Genomic DNA, 19421 nt, shown 5'->3' on the forward strand with positions numbered 1-19421 from the left:
CCGCAGGCTAACGGCATGACACCATGCCGTACTGCTCAAACGCTCCGCGCGATAAAGCATGCCGAGCGTGCGGAAGGGCGTTCTCAAAATACCGTTCCACCGGCAATCCGCCGACCAATCAATTCTTCGATCTCTGCGATGAAAGGTAACCCTGTCGCAACGATTTCGGCTCTTGCAACATATACCCGAACGGATATAATTCATGGAGCAAAAACGGAAGTTGCTTTACTGGGAAGGTGCGTCGAAAAAGGACTTCAAGGCCTTTCCCGTTGAGGTACAGAAGGACATGGGTGTAGCGCTGTTCATCGTCCAGTCAGGTCGTACACCGGAGTCAGCAAAGCCCTGGGAAGGCCTGGTTTCCGGTGTGTACGAGCTGATCGACGACCATCGTGGCGATGCATTCCGGGTGGTGTATATCGTGCAAATCGGCGATGCAGTTCATGTACTTCATGCATTTCAGAAGAAATCCAAGTCTGGCATTGCCACACCGCAACCGGATGTGGAATTGATCAGGAAACGATTGAAAGCAGTGCTTGCCCGTCATGGGCGAGCAGGAGATAAGTGATGAATCGCAAAGAATACCCTCAGCGCACCGACAACGTGCTTGTCGACCTGGAATTCGATGATGCCCAGGAACTGACGGCCAAGGCCGCGCTCGCTCTCAAGCTAAACGAACTGATCGACCAGCGTGGCCTGACTCAGTTCGAGGCGGCATCCATCATCGGCATGACACAACCGAAGGTGTCCCAGGTGCGTCGCTACAAACTCCAGAACATTTCTCTGGAGCGGCTGATGCAAGCGCTGGTGTCGCTGGGCCAGCATGTGGAAATCGTGGTGCAACCGGCGAGACGCTCGCGTTCGGCCGGCATCACGGTTGCTGCGTGACGAACCTTCCATCCAAGAAAAGCGGTGTGTGGCACCGGAAAATCCTCGGCGCTCGCATAAGGCAGCGTTAGGAGTAGCGCCATCAATGGATAGCATGACTGCGACCGGGCCCAACGGTCGCCGCCGAAGCCCCTCCGATACCACACCTGTTCAATTTAGCGTGAACGACTGTCACAACCTATCAGACCAGGCTGATTCTGCGATGCTCCGCCTCCCGAACCAATCGATCCTCCGCAAGCTTGCGCACGCAGCGCGCGTGTCACCTACGGAATCTGATCGTCTCGCCAGCCTGCGTTACACCTTCCAGCTCGCGGTTGAATTGTTCGAATGCGAAGCGCTGGCCGCCCAATGGATGCAGCTGCCACACGCTGAGCTTGCCGGGCTGAAACCGCTTGAATGTTTGGATACGGATCAGGGTCACGACCGCATACGGACGCTTCTGATGCGAGCCATTCACGGAGTCTGCGCATAACCCGCGCCAGACTCACACCTGCTCGGCCAGACCGAGCGGGGAATTCCACTTGAACGAAAGGCGGGCTGCCATCCTGCCTGCCGGACGTCGTCAGACACACCAGGCAGCCCTTCTCACACCACCGACTTACTGCTGAATCGTCGCCTGCGCCGCAAGCTTCTCGACCAGCGCGGCCATCGCCCGCTGATCCGCCTGCGCTTCGAGCTGCTGGCGCAGCACGTTCTTCGACGCGTCGAACGTCGGCACGACGGTCTTCCGCTTCTGATCGAGCTTCACGAACGCAAACGCATCGCCGATCCGAATCGGGGCCGCAACGGCGCCCGGCTGCAGCGACGTAATCGTCTGTGCAAGTGCGACCGGCAAACCGCCCGTATTCCCTTCAGCCGCCGGCGCGTGCAGATCGACCCACTCCGCAACGCCACCGTTCGGGGCCGTGTTGTACTTCTTCGCGAGCACGTCGAACGCGGTGCCCTTCTTCAGTTCCGCAGCCACTTCGTTCGCCTCCGCAGGGCCGCGCACCGCAATCACTTCCGCGCGGTACTGGAACGGCGCGGCGCTGCCGACGATCTGGACGTAGCGTGCCTTGACCTGCGCGTCGGTCACCGGCTGCGGGCGGGCCATCTCGTGCAGATAGAGATCGGTCGCTGCCACCGTGCGGGCGCGCATCACGACTTTGTTCACTTCCGGGCGGCTGCCGTAATCCGCCTTGTCGGCGGCCTGCTCGATCAGTTGCTGGATGATCAGGTTCTGCTTGACCTGTGCGCGCAGCGCAGGCGTGTCGGCTTCGCCGGATACCTTGATCGCGTTGTCGATATCGGCGTGCGGAATCGGCACGTTGTTGACGACTGCCTCGACGCCCGGCGGCAATGACGAATCGGGTTTCGGGCCGGCGGCGCGCGCAGCAGGCATGCCGCCGGCACACGCGAGTGCGATCAGGGTGGATACGATGGAAAGGTGATGCTTCTTCATGAAGTGTCCTTCATTGTGGAGTGGAAAAGCCGCGCAATCGCGGCAACAGGGAAAGCGGCGGGGCCGCTTCCGGCAAACGAGCGGGTCGGTGCCGGGATGGCCGCACGCAAGCGAATGCGCGACGGCAGGTCGGGAACGTGAAGCGGACGCCCGCAGACAAACGTGAATGCCCTGCGCTCGCATGAGGCAGCGTTCTCCCAACCTGCGACCTGAAGGGTCGATGAACGGCCGAGCCCACCGGCCGCCGCAAGGCATTCACGTGTGTCCGCGCGACACTCATCGCGCAATCGGTTCGATCGGCGCGTGCATGCGGCCGGGAAAAAGACGCTGCCCGAAACCGGGCAGCGCATTGAACGAAGCCATGCTTCGGATACGAGGTATCGGGCACATACCATGCGGCCGCCCGACCGGTGCATTGTCGAAGAACGACGGGCGGCCGCACAATCGGCCGGGTCCTAATCCGCATGAATTCTTCGATCGTTCGCGCAGCAGAGGCATCCGTGTTCATGCGACTACGCCCGTCGGCAACGCAGGCAGGTTCGTCGTCGTCGCATCGATCATCGTCTGCCCTCCCAATCAAGCTGAAGCCGACCATCCCGGCCCCGAATGTCTTGCATTAAAGACGCAGGCGACATCGATCTCCATCGGACAGGTCTTACATTGCCCCCTCGCCACGCGTGAATCGGACTGGGCTTACACGGCCACGCCCAACAGGCCTCCTGGTGACATGCGCACGAATTCCGGACGACTACGACCCGTATCTCAATCCGTTTAGGACTTATCCGATTCATTTGCCGGCGGCACCTGCATAAAGTGGAGTGCATCACGGCACCGGGCCTTCCACTACGACCGGAACGACAGCCCGCAATGCCATCCGGCGCCATGCTTCGCGTTGCGAAGTGTTGTCAGCCCTCCCCGATTCACGATGCAGCCGATCGCCGCCCGATGCGCGAACGGCTTTCCGGAGAGAACTCACATGCAGATCACCACGCACGACATGCCCACGCTCGCCGACATCCCCCGACTGCCGGCCGATCTCGCCGATACGACGCAAACCGCATCGATCGAAGCGGAGGCCGCGCCCGGCATGCTCGACGAGTCCGTCGCCGCAGCCACGCAAACGCTGATCGAGCGCGGCGATCTCGCGCGTGCTGCCGAGCTCGCGCTCATGCACTGGCAACAGCATCCCGCGTCGCCCGGGGCGGCATTCAATTGCGGTTATGCACTTCAGATGGCCGGGCGCAACGCGGAAGCGATCGTGCCGTATCGCAAGACACTCGAACTCGCCCCCGCATGGCCGTCGCTGAAGAACAATCTCGCGCTCGCAATCCGGTTGTCGGCCGGCGATCCCGACCTGGAACACGCCTTCATCGAAGGCGCACTCGACGACGATCCGCACGACGCGCAGGCGTGGACCAACGCGGTCATCACGCGGATCAACCGCTTCGACCTGGACGGCGCACTGCGCGCGGCCACCCGTGCCGTGACGCTTGCGCCGGACAGCCCGCGAGCGGCCAACAACGCGGCCACCGTGCTCAAGGAAGCGCAACGGTGGGACGAAGCCGAGCAGTACGTGCAGCACGCGTGCGCCCTCGATCCCCACAACCCGACGCACCGTCACAACCTGTCGCTGCTACGGCTCGCGCGTGGCGACTTCGCATCGGGATGGAATGACTACGAGACGCGCTGGCACGGCGCGGGGGAACTGCGCGGCACGCTGCCCGGGTTTCCCCGGCCGCGCTGGGGCGGCGAATCGCTTGCCGGAAAGACGCTGCTCGTATGGGGTGAGCAAGGCATCGGCGACGTGCTGCAGTTCAGCCGCTACGTGCCGCTGCTCGCGGAGCGCGTGCATCGTGAAGGCGGGCGGCTCGTGTGGAATGCGTATCCGCAGATGGGCGCACTGATCGAGCGCAGCCTCGGCGATCACGCCGACGTGTTCGATACCAGCACTCGCATCGAGCATCTGCCCCGCTTCGACTACGAACTGCCGCTGATGAGCATTCCGTGGATGCTCGGTCTCGACTCGGACGCCCTCTTCATGTCCGTGCCTTACCTCCATGCGGACGCCGCCGCGACCAACGCATGGCGTCACGCGCTGTCCGGCGAAAAGCGGCTGAAGGTCGGCCTTGCGTGGACGGGGAGCCTCGCGCACCAGCGCAACAGCTTCCGCCGGGTCGGGCTCGCGCGCTACGCCGATGCGTTCGCCGGCATGCAGAAGGACGTCGCGTTCTACTCGCTGCAACCGGGCGCGCAGCACGACGTCGAAACCGCGAAAGCGGCCGGGTTCGACGTGACCGACATGACGCGCGAATGGAAAACGCTCGACGACACCGCCGCGTTCGTCGGCGCGCTCGATCTCGTGATTACCGTATGCACGTCGGTCGCGCACCTGAGCGGCGCGCTCGGCCAGGCCACGTGGGTGCTGCTCGATGCGAATCCGCACTGGGTCTGGCAACACGACCGGCGCGACAGCCCGTTCTATCCGAGCGCGGCGCTGTATCGGCAGCAGACCTTCGCCGACTGGCGGCCGGTGCTCGACGCGGTCGCCACGGATCTTCGCGATCTCGCCACCTGAAAGCCGGTGGGTGCCCGCCCAGCAGCAAGCGCGCCAATCCGGCCGGTCGTGGTTCTTGTCGCGACGCCCGTCACGACAATGCCGAGGTGGATAGCCCGATGCCACTTCACCGGCCATCGACACGCAGCAAATTGCTCCGCTTTCAACGCCGCCTCTCGCCGGCGGCGTCTTGTTTCCCACTCCGTTCCGCGTGGCCAGCAGGCAAGCACAAGCTGCATGAAGTCTTCCCGGCGCATCTCGGTCCGGATGCAACGGCACGCCCTACGCAGGTAATCGCGCACGGCGGGTGGTTCGACCGGCGGGCGACAGATCGCTTGCAGCCAGCCGATGCCCGCACGTCGTCAATCTCATGCCGCATCCTTGCAACGCGCTGACGCGCGTCGCCCCGTTCGTCGATTTCTCGACTCCCGACGAATCGGCACAAGCAGTTTCCCCACACGGTTTCGCGCTCGCGCAACCTGCAAATTTTCCGCTTCCACCGGTCGTTTAACCATCCTTGACCCGTTCGCTCCGGAGTCCGAATCCATCTAGGACCGGTCTGAACATGTTGTGCGGCCATTCTCATGCGCGTCCGATGGCCATGCACCGTCATCGTTCTTAGACTCGCCGTACTGCTCGAATGCGTCGGGCAACGCGCCGCGATGCCGGCAATCGAACGAACGAAGCCGCTCGCGGCATGTGCCACGAACACGCATGCGAAGGCAAGGACGAACGGACAGCATGAAGAACGAACACGCGTCTCACCACGTCACTGTCGTCAGCACGGCCGATGCCGTCTCGATCGTCGCGGTCGCGACGCATCACGAATCGTTCGTGCCGCCTGCTTGTGTCGCGCGTTCCGCGATCGCGCGCCCTCGACGACGCATTCGGGCACGGGCAAAGATTTAGTTCTTGTCCTATGCCCCGTGAAGGCCGTATCCGTCGTCGTCCCATAGTTCAGCGGTCGAGCCACTCATAAACTCGTCTTTCTTGCCAACTGTCATTTTCAAACACCATGTCCTGTCCGGTTTCCCACAACACGCATGAAGTTACGCCGCGCCAGAAGGACCGGAATGACCAGGGGTCAAGCCGAATGAATACAGCCATGCAGCGCAAGCGGGCAACTGGCAGCACGCGTTTCGTATGCGCGATCGATACCCTTCTGATCGTCGTCATTGCGGCGATCGTGCATCAAGGTTCCCTTTTCAATCTCGCGGCACTCCGCATCGAATGGCTGTTGATCGGGGTCAGCGCGCTGCTCGCGGCATTCGTGCTGCGACTCGCCGGCATCGGCCTCGATGGCCGCACGCGGCCGGCGACACGCTATGCCCTTCGAACGCTCGCGCTTTGGTTTGTCGTTCAAGGTTTCGTATTCCTGAAAATGATTGCGATAACGGACGTCACGGTATCGCTGCTCGCGTGGTTCTTCAGGTGGACGTTCTGTGTCGCGATTGCGCTCGTCGCATTCCGGCTCGTACTGAGCGTCGTATTCCGCCGCAGCCTGCACGTGCCAGGCACGCCGTCGCGCATCGCGATCGTCGGTGGCGGCGAATGGCTCGAGCGCGTCGTCGAATCACTCGGCACGTCCGGCGCATCGCGCTACCGGTTCCTAGGCGCATATCGCACGACGGACCAGGCCGTCGCGCTCGGCGATAACGCCTTCGTCGCGACCGATCTCGCGTCGTTCGCCGCATCCGCCCGTGCAGAGTGCGCGGACGAGATCTGGATCGCGCTGCCGCTCGACGACGATGCCGCGATCACGCGCGTGATCGACGAGTTCCGTAACGATTTCGTCGAACTGCGGCTGATGCCCGACGTCAGCAAGCACGCGCTGTTCGGCAGCCGCGTCGAGGACATCCTCGGCGAACCGGCGATCTCGCTGGCCGCGCCGCCGCTGTCGCGCGGCGCGCGAATGGCGAAGGCGATCTTCGACCGCGTGTTCGCGGCTGCCGTCCTGATTGTGCTGATGCCGCTGCTGCTCGTGATCGCCGCGGCCATCAAGCTGACGTCGCCGGGCCCCGTGCTGTTCACGCAGCGGCGACGCGGCGCGGACGGCCAGACGTTCGACATCTACAAGTTCCGCACGATGCGCGTGCATGTCGAACAACCCGGCACGGTCGCGCAGGCCACGCGCGACGACCCGCGCGTGACGAAGGTCGGCGCGTTCCTGCGCCGCACGAGCCTCGACGAGCTGCCGCAGTTCGTCAACGTGCTGTTCGGCGACATGTCGGTGGTCGGCCCGCGCCCGCATGCAGTGGAGCACGACGCGCAGTACCGCACGCTCGTCGACGGCTATATCCACCGCTACCGGATCAAGCCCGGCATCACGGGCTGGGCGCAGGTCAACGGGTTGCGCGGCGCGACCGAGCAACTCGAAAGCATGCAGTCGCGCGTCGAGTACGACCTGTACTACCTGCGCAACTGGTCGTTCGCGCTGGATCTGCGAATCATCGGCGCGACGGTGCTGCACGGCTTCGGTCACCAGAACGCTTACTGAGCGTGCCACGCGCGTCGTCACGACGCCCTAACCGAATCAATAGGTCATACGTTGAAGTTCTCTTTCTCCCGCTCCTTCGGCGGCCGCCGCCATCGCGCGACCGCAATCGCTCCGCCACCCACGCCCGGCATCGTGCGCGCGTGCGCCGGTGTACTTTGCTGCGCGGCGTTGTCGAGCTGCGCGTTCGCGCCGGGGATGCAGATGCCTGCCGCGGCCAGCCTGCCGGTGGCGAGCGGCGATGCGAACACGCCGGCCACGACGCTGCCGGTATCGATCGCTGAAATCAACGCCACGCTGATCCGCCAGTTGAAAGCCGGCGCACGCGCCGCCGCCGTGAACCAGGCCGCCGCGCTCGCCGGTCGCGCCACCGCCTATACGCTCGGCGCGGGCGACGTGCTGCAGGTCACCGTCTGGGATCACCCCGAGCTGGCGCTCGCGCAAGGCCCGCAGCAGCAGACCAACGCGCGCCCGTCCGATCCGCCGCAAGGCTTCGTGATCGACGAAGCCGGCAACGTGCAGATGCCGTATGCGGGCAACGTCCAGGTCGCCGGCCTGACGGTCGACGGCGCGCGCCTGGCGATCTCGACCGCGCTCGCGCGCTACTTCGTGGCACCGAAGGTCACGGTGCGCGTCGCGTCGTTCCGTGCGAAGCAGATTCACGTCGACGGCGAGGTCCGCGCGCCGGGTACCGTGCAGGTCAATGACGTGCCGCTGACGCTGTACGAAGCTGTTGGCCGCGCGGGTGGTTTCACGACCGCGGCCGACCAGAGCCGACTCGAGCTGGTGCGCGGCGGCACGTCCTACCCACTCGACCTGCCCGGCATGCTCGCGCGCGGCGTTAATCCATCCGGCCTGGTGCTGCGCGATGGCGATCTGCTGCGCGTGGCGCCGCGCGAGGAAAACGGCGTGTACGTGATGGGCGAAGTGAGCCGGCCGACCACCGCGCTGCCGCTGCGCACGGGCCGGCTGACACTGAGCGACGCACTGTCGCAGGCCGGCAGCTTCAACAGCGCAAGCGCCGACGCCGCTCAGCTTTACGTGATTCGCGGCGCGACGAGCGACGCGCCGCGCGTGTTCCACCTCGACGCACGCTCGCCTGTCGCGATGGTGCTGGCCAATCAGTTCGACCTGCAACCGAAAGACGTCGTCTATGTGGACAGCAACAGCCTCGTGCGCGCCAGCCGCGTGCTGAACCTGTTGCTGCCGGCGATCAATGCCGGCCTCACCGGCGCGATCGTCACGAAATGACCCGGGACCCTCGCCATGACCCACGCGCCACAAAAGCCGGAGCAAACATGATTCGCCGCGTTCTCGTCGTCTGCACCGGAAACATCTGCCGCAGCCCGATCGGCGAAGGGTTGCTGCGTTTGCGACTGCCGGGCGTCGAAGTCGCGTCGGCCGGCACGTCTGCGCTCGTCGGGGAACCGGCCGACGACTTCGCCATGGCCGTCTCGGCCGAGTCGGGAATCGACCTCTCCGCGCACCGTGCGCAACAGCTCACCGCGGCACTGGTTCGCGGTGCGGACGTCGTCCTGACGATGGAGGCCCGCCAGAAGCGCGCGATCGTCGAGCGCTATCCGTTTGCGCTCGGGCGCGTGTTCCAGCTCGACAAGCAAAGCGGCCTGGATGTGCCGGATCCGTACATGAAGCCGGTCGAGGCATTCCGGCACGCCTATTCCCAGATCGAACGCGGTGTGGACGCGTGGGTGCCGAAGTTCGTGGCGCTGAAATGAGTGTTGAACAATGAACAGAATTTTCATGAATCGGGCATCCGGCCCGTTACCCGAAACAGACCTCGGCGACGAACCGGAACTCGTGCGCTACGCCGACCTGATACTGACGAACCGCTGGCTGGTGGCCGGCGTGGCGGCGCTCGTGTTCGCCGCCGGCACCGCCTATGCACTGCTGGCGCGGCCGGTCTACGAGTCGAATCTGCTGATCCAGGTCGAAGACAACACGGGATCGGCCGATTCACTGCTCGGCGGCGTGTCGTCGCTCTTCGACGCGAAGATCCAGGCGGCCGCCGAAATCGAAATCCTCAAGTCGAGAATGGTCGTCGGCCACGCCGTCGAGAACCTGCGGCTGTATATCGACGCGACACCGAAGCGCTTCCCGCTGGTCGGCAAGGCGATCTCCGGCCGCGCGCACGGGCTGTCCCGTCCCGGGCTGCTCGGGTTCGGCGGCTACGGCTGGGGCAACGAATCGATCGACATCGGCACGCTCGACGTCCCTAAGGCGCTCGAAGGCGAATCGTTTGAACTGACCGCGCTGCCCGACGGCCGCTTCCGGCTGGAGAACGGCGATCTCGACCAGCCGATCGAAGGCGCGCTCGGGCAGCTCGTCGAATCGACGCAGGCCGGCGGCACGTTCCGCATCCGCGTGAATACGCTCCATGCGCGGCCGGGTGCGGCGTTCCGGGTGGAGCGTCACTCCGAACTCAAGACGTTGCAGAAGCTGCAAAAGCACCTGAACGTGTCGGAAATCCGCAAGCAGAGCAACGTCATCAACGTGTCGCTGAAGGGTGAAGACCCGGACACCGTCGCGAACATCCTCAATACGATCGGCACCGCGTACGTGGCTCAGAACGTCAAGCGGAAATCGGCGGAAGCGGAGAAGTCGCTCGCCTTTCTCGAGAACGTCGCGCCGCAGTTGAAGCAGAACCTGGAGCAGGCCGAGGCGAAATACAACGCGATGCGCCGCAAGCGCGGCACCTTCAATCTCGGCATCGAGGCGCAGGCCTATCTGCAGGACAGCATCGCCACACAGGCGACACTGCTCGCGTTGCAGCAGAAGCGCGCGGAAGCATCGACGCGGTTCGCGGCCGGCCATCCCGACATGCAGGCGCTCGATCGGCAGATCGACGGCGCGCAACAGAAGATCGACGGGCTGTCGGCACGCCTGCACGCGTTCCCCGATATCGAGCAGGACGAGCTGCGGCTGCGGCGCGACGTCGAGGTCGGAAACGAAATGTACGTCGGTGTGCTGAACAACATCCAGCAGCTCAAGCTGGTGTCGGCCGGCAAGGTCGGCAACGTGCGCGAAGTGGACCACGCGCCCGTGCCGGAAGAACCGGTCGAACCGCGCAAGGCGCTGATTCTCGCGCTGTCCGCCATTCTCGGCGTGATGCTGGGCATCACGGCGGCAGTCGTGCGCGAATCGCTCTTCGGCGGCGTGACCGACGCAAGCGACATCGAGCGACGCACCGGCGTGACCGTCTACGGCACGATCCCCGATTCGGCGGCGCAGCGCGCGGCGGCGGCCACGGCCGCCCGACGCGGGTACGTGCCGTCGCTGCTCGCCGACGAGAACCCGTACGACCCTTCCATCGAAAGCCTGAAAAGCCTGCGCACGGCCCTCGGTCTGGCGCTGCTCGACGCGGACAACAACCGCGTGATGCTGACGGGGCCGAGCCCCGGCGTCGGCAAATCGTTCGTGTCGGCCAACCTGGCAGCCGTGATGGCCGCCGCCGGCCAGCGCGTGCTGCTGGTCGACGCGGACATGCGGCGCGGCCACCTGAACGAAGCCTTCGACGTGCCGAGCTTGCCGGGGCTGTCCGACGTGCTGACGGGAAGCGTGTCGCTGCACGGCGCCGTGCGACGCGTGTCGGAGGGCGTGGATTTCATCCCGACGGGCACCGCGTCGTCGCGCACGTCGGAGCTGCTGCTGGGCGAACCGACACTCCGCCTGCTCGACGAGATGAGCGCCGCCTACGACGTCGTGATCATCGATACGCCGCCGGTTCTCGCCGTGTCGGACGCCAGCATCCTGGCACCGCATTGCGCGACGACGTTCCTCGTCACGCGCGCCCGACAGACGACGATCGGCGAGATCGCCGAATCGTCGAAGCAACTGAACCGGGTCTCGTCGGGCCTGCTCGGTGTCCTCTTCAACGGTGTCGATACGCGCGCCTTCGGCTATCGCTCCCGCTACGGCGCGTATCGCTATGCGCCATACGGCTCCACCGAAACAAACGACGATGCGCGTGCCGCCACCCGCCGGCGGTCGCGCGAACAGCGGGAGGCGTCATGAAGATCGTGCACGTCGTGGAAACCTGGGTAGGCGGCATCGCCACCTACGTCGGCGCACTGGCCCGCGAGCAGATTGCGCTGGGCAACGAAGTCCTGCTGATCTGCGATCCCGACAAGATGTCCGGCACGACCGGCGTGGCAGGACTGACGCTGATCGGTTACCGGTCGACCCGCCATCCGGCGCGCGTCCCACGGGTCGCGCGCGAGGTCCGCGCGTTGCTGAAGGCCGTCGATCCGGACGTGATCCATTGCCACAGCACGTTCCCCGGCGTGTACGTGCGCCTGCTCCGGCATCGCCGCGCGAAAGTCCTGTACACACCGCATGCGTGGGCGTTCCTGAAGAAGGACGTCGGCACCGTGACACGGCTGGGCTATGCGGCGGTCGAGCGCCTGCTGGCGCGCCGGTGCGATCGCATCGTCTGCATGTCGCTGGAAGAACTGCGGGCCGCGCGCAAGTACGGGATGCCGATGTCGAAGGTGGATCTCGTCTATACGGGCATCGCCAGCGACGACGCCGGGACGGTCCCCAACCGTCCGTCCCGCAGCGCGACGATTCGCGTCGGTTACTTCGGGCGTCTCGACTACCAGAAGGGATTCGACATCGTGCTCGATGCACTGCCGGCACTGAAACCCGGCATCGAGATCAACGTGTACGGCATGGCGGTGCGCGGCGGCGTCGAGACGGGTCGGACCGACGATCCGCGGATCGTGTACCACGGCTGGGTCGACGCCGCGGCAACGAGGGCCGCGATGCAGGCCATGGACGTCGTGATCGTGCCGTCCCGCTGGGAAGGGCTCGCCCTCGTGCCGATCGAGGCGATGCGCGCCGGCAAAGTACTCGTCGTATCCGGCGAAAGCTCGCTGCCCGAGCAGGTGATCCACGGCTACAACGGAATCATCCTCACCGAGCTCACCGGGCCCTGCCTCGCCGACAACCTGAACCGCCTGACGGACGACAGCTGCCAGCGCATGGGCGACAACGCGCGGCACGTGTTCGACCAGACTTTCAGACAGGAACATTTCCTGAAATCGCTGATGCGGATCTATGAACAAGCCTGACGTCTACCTCCTGCACGCGTACAGCTCGCGAAACAGCGGCGATGGCCTGCTGGTCAAGCTGAGCCTGAAGGCGATCCGCGCCGCCGGTATCAACGACGTCGTCACGATCGTCTGTCTCGATCCGGCCTCGTTCGACGGCTATCTCGACGATACGAACGTCCGCCTCTGGTCGCTGGCCCGCTTCTGCATCGAATCCGTGCGCGGTATCGGCCGTGCGCGGCCCGCGCTGTTCTTCGGCGTGGGGGGCGGTTACCTGCGTGCGTCGAGCGGCATCGAAGGCTGGAAATCGCTGATCGCGCACGGCAGCCAGCTGGCCTGCACGGCATTGCGGCGCGCGAAGCGGTCGGTCTACCTGCCGCAGAGCATCGGTCCGCTGAAGTCGCTGCCCGGCCGCTTGCTGGCGGCGCTGGTGCGGCGTTGCGTCGACGTCGTGTTCCTGCGCGACGACCAGAGCGTCGACGAGCTCGCGCATCCGCACGGCATCCGCACCGGCGATCTCGTCGTGCTCGAGATCGGCCGTGCGCCGCGCAGCGCGCCGGATGCGCAGCGCGGTGCCGAACATGTCCGCCCGATCCGGTTCGTGTTTCGCGACCTGAAGGGCAAGCCGTATCGCGACGACTATGTCGTCAACCTGCGCCGTCTCGCGCGGCTGCTACCGGAAGCGGGATTCGCGCTGCAAAGCCGTGGCCGCGGCAACGGCGACGACACGTTCTATCGCGACACGTTCGGTATCGGGCAAGTCGACGATCTGGTGACGCTCGTGGCGCGCGAGCGCCCGGTGGTCGTCTCCGTCCGTCTGCACGGCAGCCTCGAAAGCGTGCTGGCCGGCGTGCCGAGCATTCATATCGCCTACGAACGAAAGGGCCACGCCGCTTACGACGACCTCGGCTTGTCGCGCTACGTCGCGCACGCCAGCGACTTCGACGCCGATCGTGTCGCCGCGCTGGCGCGCGAGATCGCGGCGGACGACAGCGCGTACTGGCAGGCGATGCACGCGGAAGGCACGAGCCGCTACAACGAGATGGTGAAAAGGATCCGTCATGAAATCGAGCAGTTCCATCACGTTTGTGATGGACGGTAATTTTTCGCGGGTCGACCGCGAAATCTACAGTCCCCACATGGGCCACGAGAAGTTCGCGGGCCGGTTCGCGCCGCACTTCGCTGCGGTTCGGATCGTCGCGCGCGCGTTTCCGCAGGCACGGCCGATCGGCTCGCGTGTGACCGGGCCGAATACGTCGTTCGTCGACCTCGGTGCGATTCGCGGCGGCCGCAACTGGCTCCTGGGCTTGCCGCGCACCGCGGCACGGCTGGCCCGCGCGATCCGCGGCGCGCAAACGCTGATGATCCGTTTTCCCGGCAACGTGGCGACGCTCGCGCTGCTGCTGTGCTGGATCATGAGAAAGCCGTTTTCGGCGGAGATCGTGGCCGATCCGGAGGACTACTTCAGCAGGGAAGCGTCGAACCATCCGCTGCGCCGCGTCGCGAAATCGCTTCATTGCCGCTCGACCGCATTCGCCGCACGGCATGCGCAAAGCGTGCGCTACGTGACGGACGCGTATCTGCAGGAAAAATATCCGCCCCGCACGCGCGCCGCTTCGTTCGGCTTCAGCGACGCATTCCTGCCTGACGGGCTCTTTGCCGCGCGCGATCCCGCTTCGCTCGCGCGGCCCGGGTCGTTGCGGCTGATCAACGTATCGATGATGCACAACCGGAGCAAGGGGCACGTCGCGCTGCTCGACGCCGTGGCGCGCCTGAAGCGCAAGCACGTGGCCGTTGTCCTCACGCTCGTCGGCGACGGCGTGTTGCGCGCGGAACTGGAGGCACTGGCGCACACGCTGGGCATCGCGAACGCGGTGGTGTTTCGTGGGCAGGTGTCGTCGGAAACAGCCTGCGCGACCGTCGCGGAACACGACCTGTTCGTGCTGCCGTCGCTGCAGGAAGGCATGCCGCGCGCGATGCTCGAAGCGATGGCGGTGGGCACACCCGTGCTCGGTACGTGCGTGGGCGGAATCCCGGAAGTGCTGCCGGCGAGCGACCAGATCCGGGCCGGCTCGGTCGATGCGATCGAGGCCGCGATCGAGGCGATCGCGCGCAATCCGTCCCGGCTCGTCGACATGAGCGCCCGCCAGCAAGCGAAGGTCGCCGGTTTCTCTCGTTCGGCGCTGCAGGAAAAGTACGACGCGTACTGTCGTTACCTGATCGAACGATGCGCCGCCTGAACGCCGACCTGATCCACGTCGTCGCCAGCGCCGGCTTGCCCGCGCTGGTGAATTTCGCCGTGGCGGCGCTGGCACTGCATCTCTTCGATCCCGTCCTGGTCGGGCGCTCGTATGCGTTGCTGGCGCTGTTCTACGTCGCCATCGACGTGTTCAACTTCGGATCCGCGCGTATCTATACGATCGACCGCATCCGCGCGCGGTTTCCGAGCCTGCTGCGGCTCGATTGCGTCAGCGCGATCGGCTCGACCGCGCTGTTCTGCGCAGCATGCGCAGTGATCGGCAGGACCGGCTCGATCGCGCTGCCGAACTCGGCCGCGATGCTGGTGATCGCACCCGTGTGCTACGGGCTGTCGCATTTCGCGCTCGGGTTCTTCAGGATGACGAGGCGCAACGGCGTGGTGCTGGCAATCTCGACGATCTCGGCGTTTTCGCGCCTGGGCGTGATCGCGCTGCTCGCCGAATGCGCGGGCGTGCGCAACCATCTTCCCGACCTGCTGCTGCTGGTCGAGGCCGCGTATGGCGCGATGTTGCTCGCCGCGTACCTGTGGCTGAGGCGCCGCGACGCGGGCGATCATGAACCGGACCGCCATCAGGCCCGCGCGCGCGTCGGGCTCGGCTGGTATCGCGACTTCATCGCGCAGGCACGCGGCGAAATGCTGAGCAGCTGGTATGCGAACGCGGTGCTGTCGGGCGCCAAGCACCTGGATGTATTGATCGTTTCCGCCGTGGTCGGGCCGGCCGGCGCCGCGCTGTATCGCGTCGCCAAGGGCTTCAACAATCTGGCCTTCAACTTCGGGCAGTCGTTCTCGCTGGCGATCAGCGGAAACGGCGGGCGTGTGTTGCGGCTGATCGGAGGAGCCGGGTTCGGCCGCAAGCTCACGGCAGGCCTGCTGGCGTGCGGTGTCGCGCTGGCCGCCGCGTCGTACGCATTGCTGGAAGTCCGGCTGTTTCCGGTTCAGTCGCCCGGCAGCCGGGCGCATCAGTTTGCATTCGTGTTCGCCGTGCTGCTCGGCGCCTGCCTCGTGTTTCTCTGCCGGATCCTGTCGCTGTGGCTGTATGCGCGCAGCCGGCACGCGTTCGTGAAGATGGCTTCATTCGAGGCCGCGCTCACGCTCGCGCTGGTTGCGGCGCTCGGCCGGCAATTCGGCGTCTACGGTGCGATCTGCGGCGTCGGCACGGCAGCGCTCGTCATCCTGACGTCGTCGTGTGTGCTGCTGACGCGTCACGCCACTCGAGCCACCTCGCTGCCTGCAACGGGCCAGGCCGGCGAGCACTGAACAGGAGCTTCCATGAAACGACGATCCTTCATCACGACGACGGTCGCCGCTGCACTGGCCCCGGGCGAGCTGCTTCGCGCACGTACGGCCAAAGCAAGCGGTGCCCCGATCACGCGCAAGGTGTTCGCGCACTACATGGTCGCGTGGCCGAGAAGCGGACAAAACGCCGGCCCCGATCAGTACGCACGGGAGATGCAGGACGCGATGGCAGCCGGCATCGACGGCTTCGCGCTGAATTGCGGCGGCTGGAGTGCGTTCGAGCCTTACTACAAGCGGCGGGTCGAAACGATATACGATGCGGCCGACCGGTTCGACGGCGCATTCACGCTGTTCGTGTCCGCCGACGGTCGCGCCCAGGACGAACTCGAGGACATCGTCCGGACCGTCCGCGGGCGCCGCGCGCAGTTGATGGTGGACGGTCGCCCCCTGCTGTCGGCGTACGCGCTGGGCGGGCTCGACGGCGCCCACGCGCCGTCGCTGCTGGAAACGGCGCGGCGCCTCGGCGCCTATTTCGTTCCGCACCTGTTCCCGAGCACCGGCGAACGGGAAATCGATGCGAACGTGGCGGCCGACATCGTCGAGCGGATCGGTCCGGCGGACGGTTATTTCTACTTCGGCGCGGCCGGCTCGCCGTCGCTGCTGGCCCGCTCCACACGCGCATTGGCCCCGGCGCTGCACAACGCCGACAAGGTCTTCATGGCCCCGGTGACGCCGTACTACCGTGGCCTGCCGCAAGGCACGAACTACCGTGCATTCGAGACGGACGGGTTTGCCGGCATGGCCGAGGAATGGCGCGCGGCGATCGAGTCGCGCGCGACCTGGGTGCAGATCGTGACCTGGAACGACTGGGCGGAATCGACGTACGTCGTGCCGACCGGCGGCGCCCGGCAGTCCGTCGTCTACAGCGCGCGTTTCGGACCGATCCTGAGCCACGAAGGGTACCTGCGCGCGTCGCGCCACTACATCCACTGGTTCAAGACCGGCAGCCCGCCACCGATCGTGCGCGACGAACTGTTCTATTTCTATCGGCTGTCTCCGGCCGCGCAAGGCGAGATCGACGCCGACGGCCCGGTAGCGCCAACCAACGAGCCGCCGAGCATGCCGCAGGGGCCGCTGGTCGATCGCGTTTTCGCGTGCGTGTTCCTGACGCATCCCGCGCGGCTGACCATCCGCCAGGACGGGCGCGAAGACCACCGGACGCTGCCCGCCGGGATTTCGTTCGTCGACGTCCCGAGCCTGCCCGGGCAGCCGAGGTTCACGCTCGTTCGCGACGGGCATGTCGTCATCGATCGCACCGGCGAACTGGCGATCACCGAACACGACTTCAGCAGCCTGTACGGCTGCTACAGCGGCTGGGCGACCGGCGCGCCTTCGCGATGAATACGCGGCGCTCGCCCCTCGGCGCGCACGGCCAACGCGGCGGCTGGAGCGTGCTCGGAACGACGTTCGTCGTCGGCACGCTCGCGGCGATCGTCGTGACGCTCCTGCTGACCGAGCGCATGCACGGCATGCTGCTGTTGCTGAACGGCGCGCTGCTGCTGGCCATCGCCGGCATCCGGCCGAGCAACCCGACCGTGCGCTGGTTCCGGATCTTCCTGTTCTTCTTTCTGGGCGTGTTTCCGCTCTGGCAGCTGCTGGCCGGCGACGAGATCTATCTTCGCCTGCTGCCGCAGGACAGCCTGGCCGTCGCGCTCTGGTACGGCCTGAGCATCGCCGGCGTGCTGGTGGTCAAGCTGACGCTCGATGCGTATGCGAGCCGTCTTCGCGAACCCGAGTGGCACTTCGAACCGGGCGTGCGCGCGGGCGGACTCGCGTACCTGTTCGCACTGCTGTCGCTCGGCGCGCTGGTGTTCATCTACATCAAGCTGGGCGGCTATGCGCGGATCGCCGAACTGTACGACACGCGCGTCGAGCAAACCGGCACCGACAACGATCCGTTTCGCGGATTGGGCGTGATCCAGGCGCTGGCCAACACATCGCCGCTGTGGGTCTTCGTCTGCCTGACGATGCGCCGCCGCCGCAGTACGTTGCTCACCGCCGTGGCGTTCGTTCAGCTCGGCGTGCTGGGCTGGCTCTCGTCGGGCATCGCTGGAAGCCGTCAGGGCATCGTCTTCGTGCTGGTGTTCGCGCTGTTCGTCCATCACGCGTTCGTCGCGCGAATCGGCCCACGCACGATCCGGACCGCCGGCATCGGCGTGGCGCTGGTCGGGCTGCTGCTGATGCCGTTGAAGTTCGGTCTCGGCTACGACGACGTCGCGAATCTGTCGCAGCGGTTTGCCGAGCAGCGCGATCTCGAGTTGAGCATGGGCCCGGTCAGCGCGTTCCTGTTCCGCGACCTGTCGCGCTTCGACGTGCAGACGCTCGCGATCGACGCGGTCACGCAACCGGGCTACGAATTTCCGATGGGGCGGAGCTTCGTCGGCGCGGTTGCGTCGGTCGTCCCGAGCGCGCTGTGGAGCGATCGGCCCGATACGTTCGCGCTGGAGAAATCCGACATCGTTCGAGATCTCGAACGCACCGCGCTCGACAAGACGACGCTGCTGTTCGGCATGCCGGGAGAATTCCTGGTGAACTTCGGCATCGCGGGATTCGTACTGGCGTTCGTGATTCCCGCCCTGCTGCTCGTCGTGCAGAACAACACGGGCAAGCGCGCCCGCAAGTGGCTGCCGCTGCGAGCCGTGCTGTGGCCGCTGCCGTTCCTGTTCTTCCTGTTCGACTCGAACGTGCTCGTGTACTACACGGTGCGCTGGATCCTGCTGTTCGGCGTGCCGATGGCGTTCGTGCTGAAATGGCCGCGGCGATTGCGAACATGCAGGCCGTCACCGCGTGGCGCGACCTGTCGCACATGGCATGCCTGATCGTGCCGATGGACAGCGCATTCTTCATCGACATCGCGAACGCGCGCGTGATCAAACGGCTGCTTGCTTGCGGGGCCGATCTACGGTCGATGCACGATGCGTGCCGCTCAGGGACGCGACAACACCAGCACGCGCCCGCCGACCCGATGCAGCTTGAGCCAACCCATGTCTGCGGTAAAACGCAGCTGCTGCAGGTTGAAATCGAACGGCGCCCGCTCGGCCGCCTTGATCACCGCATCGGCGATCCAGCGAATCAGCACCTTGCCCTCTTCGGTGGTCTGATGGCCGGTCTGGCCGCCGCAGAAATGGCGATTCCCGGCGTTGACCTGCATCTGCAGCTGCATCCAGTGACCCGGCAGGCCCGGCAAGGTCCGGAACAGGTCGGCCACGCGCTGCGTCGTGAGGCTGCGCGCCCACAGTGCGCTGTCGCCATCCGGCCGCTCCAGGTCGTGGCGATCCGCGGCCTGGGCCTGGCCCTTGATGTTGCCTTTCAGGGAATCGGGTTTCGTCATGACGCTTTCCTCGCGATGGGTCCGGCAGCGAGCCGGTTGAATGGACAGGGACTTCGGAGAACGGGCGGCCCGAAACACGGTTGGGTTCGCC

At 65.7% G+C, this 19421-nt stretch carries 16 protein-coding genes; 14 read left to right on the forward strand and 2 right to left on the reverse strand.

Translation table 11 applies throughout. From position 1 onward, the window contains the following. The first annotated feature begins 202 nt into the window (after window positions 1-202). The 3 genes from BDI24065_RS02290 (at window position 203) to BDI24065_RS41465 (ending at window position 1357) form a co-directional block, all read left to right on the forward strand. Entirely contained in the window at window positions 203-565 is a 363-nt protein-coding gene (locus BDI24065_RS02290; protein WP_175029832.1) for a type II toxin-antitoxin system RelE/ParE family toxin, read from the forward strand. Continuing rightward, window positions 565-885, forward strand: coding sequence for a helix-turn-helix domain-containing protein (locus BDI24065_RS02295; RefSeq protein WP_175029833.1), 321 nt, complete (start codon window positions 565-567; stop codon window positions 883-885). Before BDI24065_RS02290 ends, BDI24065_RS02295 begins: the two co-directional genes overlap by 1 nt. A 352-nt stretch (window positions 886-1237) precedes the next feature. After that, the gene (locus BDI24065_RS41465; protein ID WP_368040769.1) at window positions 1238-1357 is read left to right on the forward strand and encodes an antitoxin Xre/MbcA/ParS toxin-binding domain-containing protein; all 120 of its coding nucleotides are present in this window, start codon (window positions 1238-1240) and stop codon (window positions 1355-1357) included. A 126-nt stretch (window positions 1358-1483) separates the two neighbouring features. Here BDI24065_RS41465 and BDI24065_RS02305 read toward each other — a convergent pair whose 3' ends face one another. Continuing rightward, window positions 1484-2326 carry a peptidyl-prolyl cis-trans isomerase gene (locus tag BDI24065_RS02305; RefSeq protein ID WP_175029835.1) on the reverse strand — a complete coding sequence of 281 codons (843 nt, stop codon included), beginning with the start codon at window positions 2324-2326 and terminating at the stop codon, window positions 1484-1486. Window positions 2327-3302: 976 nt separating this feature from the next. Between BDI24065_RS02305 and BDI24065_RS02310 the strand changes: the two genes are divergently transcribed. The 11 genes from BDI24065_RS02310 to BDI24065_RS02360 all read left to right on the forward strand — a co-directional run bounded on the left by BDI24065_RS02310 (window position 3303) and on the right by BDI24065_RS02360 (window position 18818). Further along, the gene (locus tag BDI24065_RS02310) at window positions 3303-4901 is read left to right on the forward strand and encodes a tetratricopeptide repeat-containing glycosyltransferase family protein (protein WP_175029836.1); all 1599 of its coding nucleotides are present in this window, start codon (window positions 3303-3305) and stop codon (window positions 4899-4901) included. Window positions 4902-5985: 1084 nt separating this feature from the next. Continuing rightward, a complete protein-coding gene (locus BDI24065_RS02315; protein ID WP_368040770.1) occupies window positions 5986-7377 on the forward strand; it encodes an undecaprenyl-phosphate glucose phosphotransferase in 1392 nt (463 codons plus the stop codon). Between the two features lie 201 nt (window positions 7378-7578). Further along, entirely contained in the window at window positions 7579-8625 is a 1047-nt protein-coding gene (locus BDI24065_RS02320; RefSeq protein WP_175029978.1) for a polysaccharide biosynthesis/export family protein, read from the forward strand. Window positions 8626-8672: 47 nt separating this feature from the next. Continuing rightward, window positions 8673-9110 carry a low molecular weight protein-tyrosine-phosphatase gene (locus BDI24065_RS02325; RefSeq protein WP_175029838.1) on the forward strand — a complete coding sequence of 146 codons (438 nt, stop codon included), beginning with the start codon at window positions 8673-8675 and terminating at the stop codon, window positions 9108-9110. A 25-nt stretch (window positions 9111-9135) separates the two neighbouring features. Further along, window positions 9136-11406, forward strand: coding sequence for a polysaccharide biosynthesis tyrosine autokinase (locus BDI24065_RS02330; RefSeq protein ID WP_254609659.1), 2271 nt, complete (start codon window positions 9136-9138; stop codon window positions 11404-11406). Next, window positions 11403-12464, forward strand: coding sequence for a glycosyltransferase family 4 protein (locus BDI24065_RS02335; protein ID WP_175029840.1), 1062 nt, complete (start codon window positions 11403-11405; stop codon window positions 12462-12464). The genes BDI24065_RS02330 and BDI24065_RS02335 overlap by 4 nt, the downstream gene beginning before the upstream one ends. Continuing rightward, the gene (locus BDI24065_RS02340) at window positions 12451-13545 is read left to right on the forward strand and encodes a polysaccharide pyruvyl transferase family protein (RefSeq protein WP_175029841.1); all 1095 of its coding nucleotides are present in this window, start codon (window positions 12451-12453) and stop codon (window positions 13543-13545) included. Before BDI24065_RS02335 ends, BDI24065_RS02340 begins: the two co-directional genes overlap by 14 nt. Then, window positions 13505-14683 (forward strand): glycosyltransferase, encoded by a 1179-nt coding sequence (locus BDI24065_RS02345; protein WP_254609660.1) that lies wholly within the window; start codon window positions 13505-13507, stop codon window positions 14681-14683. The genes BDI24065_RS02340 and BDI24065_RS02345 overlap by 41 nt, the downstream gene beginning before the upstream one ends. Further along, on the forward strand, window positions 14671-15960 hold the full coding sequence (locus tag BDI24065_RS02350) for a hypothetical protein (protein WP_175029842.1): 1290 nt from the start codon (window positions 14671-14673) through the stop codon (window positions 15958-15960). Before BDI24065_RS02345 ends, BDI24065_RS02350 begins: the two co-directional genes overlap by 13 nt. A gap of 12 nt (window positions 15961-15972) precedes the next feature. Further along, on the forward strand, window positions 15973-17340 hold the full coding sequence (locus BDI24065_RS02355; RefSeq protein ID WP_175029843.1) for a glycoside hydrolase family 71 protein: 1368 nt from the start codon (window positions 15973-15975) through the stop codon (window positions 17338-17340). Further along, window positions 17337-18818, forward strand: coding sequence for a hypothetical protein (locus BDI24065_RS02360; RefSeq protein ID WP_175029844.1), 1482 nt, complete (start codon window positions 17337-17339; stop codon window positions 18816-18818). Before BDI24065_RS02355 ends, BDI24065_RS02360 begins: the two co-directional genes overlap by 4 nt. A gap of 107 nt (window positions 18819-18925) precedes the next feature. Here BDI24065_RS02360 and BDI24065_RS02365 read toward each other — a convergent pair whose 3' ends face one another. Next, complete coding sequence (locus BDI24065_RS02365; RefSeq protein ID WP_175029845.1) at window positions 18926-19330, reverse strand: peptide ABC transporter ATPase; 405 nt, start codon at window positions 19328-19330, stop codon at window positions 18926-18928. Between the last annotated feature and the right edge of the window lie 91 nt (window positions 19331-19421).

It is taken from the genome of Burkholderia lata, from assembly GCF_902499025.1.
In the GTDB taxonomy this organism is placed as follows: domain Bacteria; phylum Pseudomonadota; class Gammaproteobacteria; order Burkholderiales; family Burkholderiaceae; genus Burkholderia; species Burkholderia lata_C.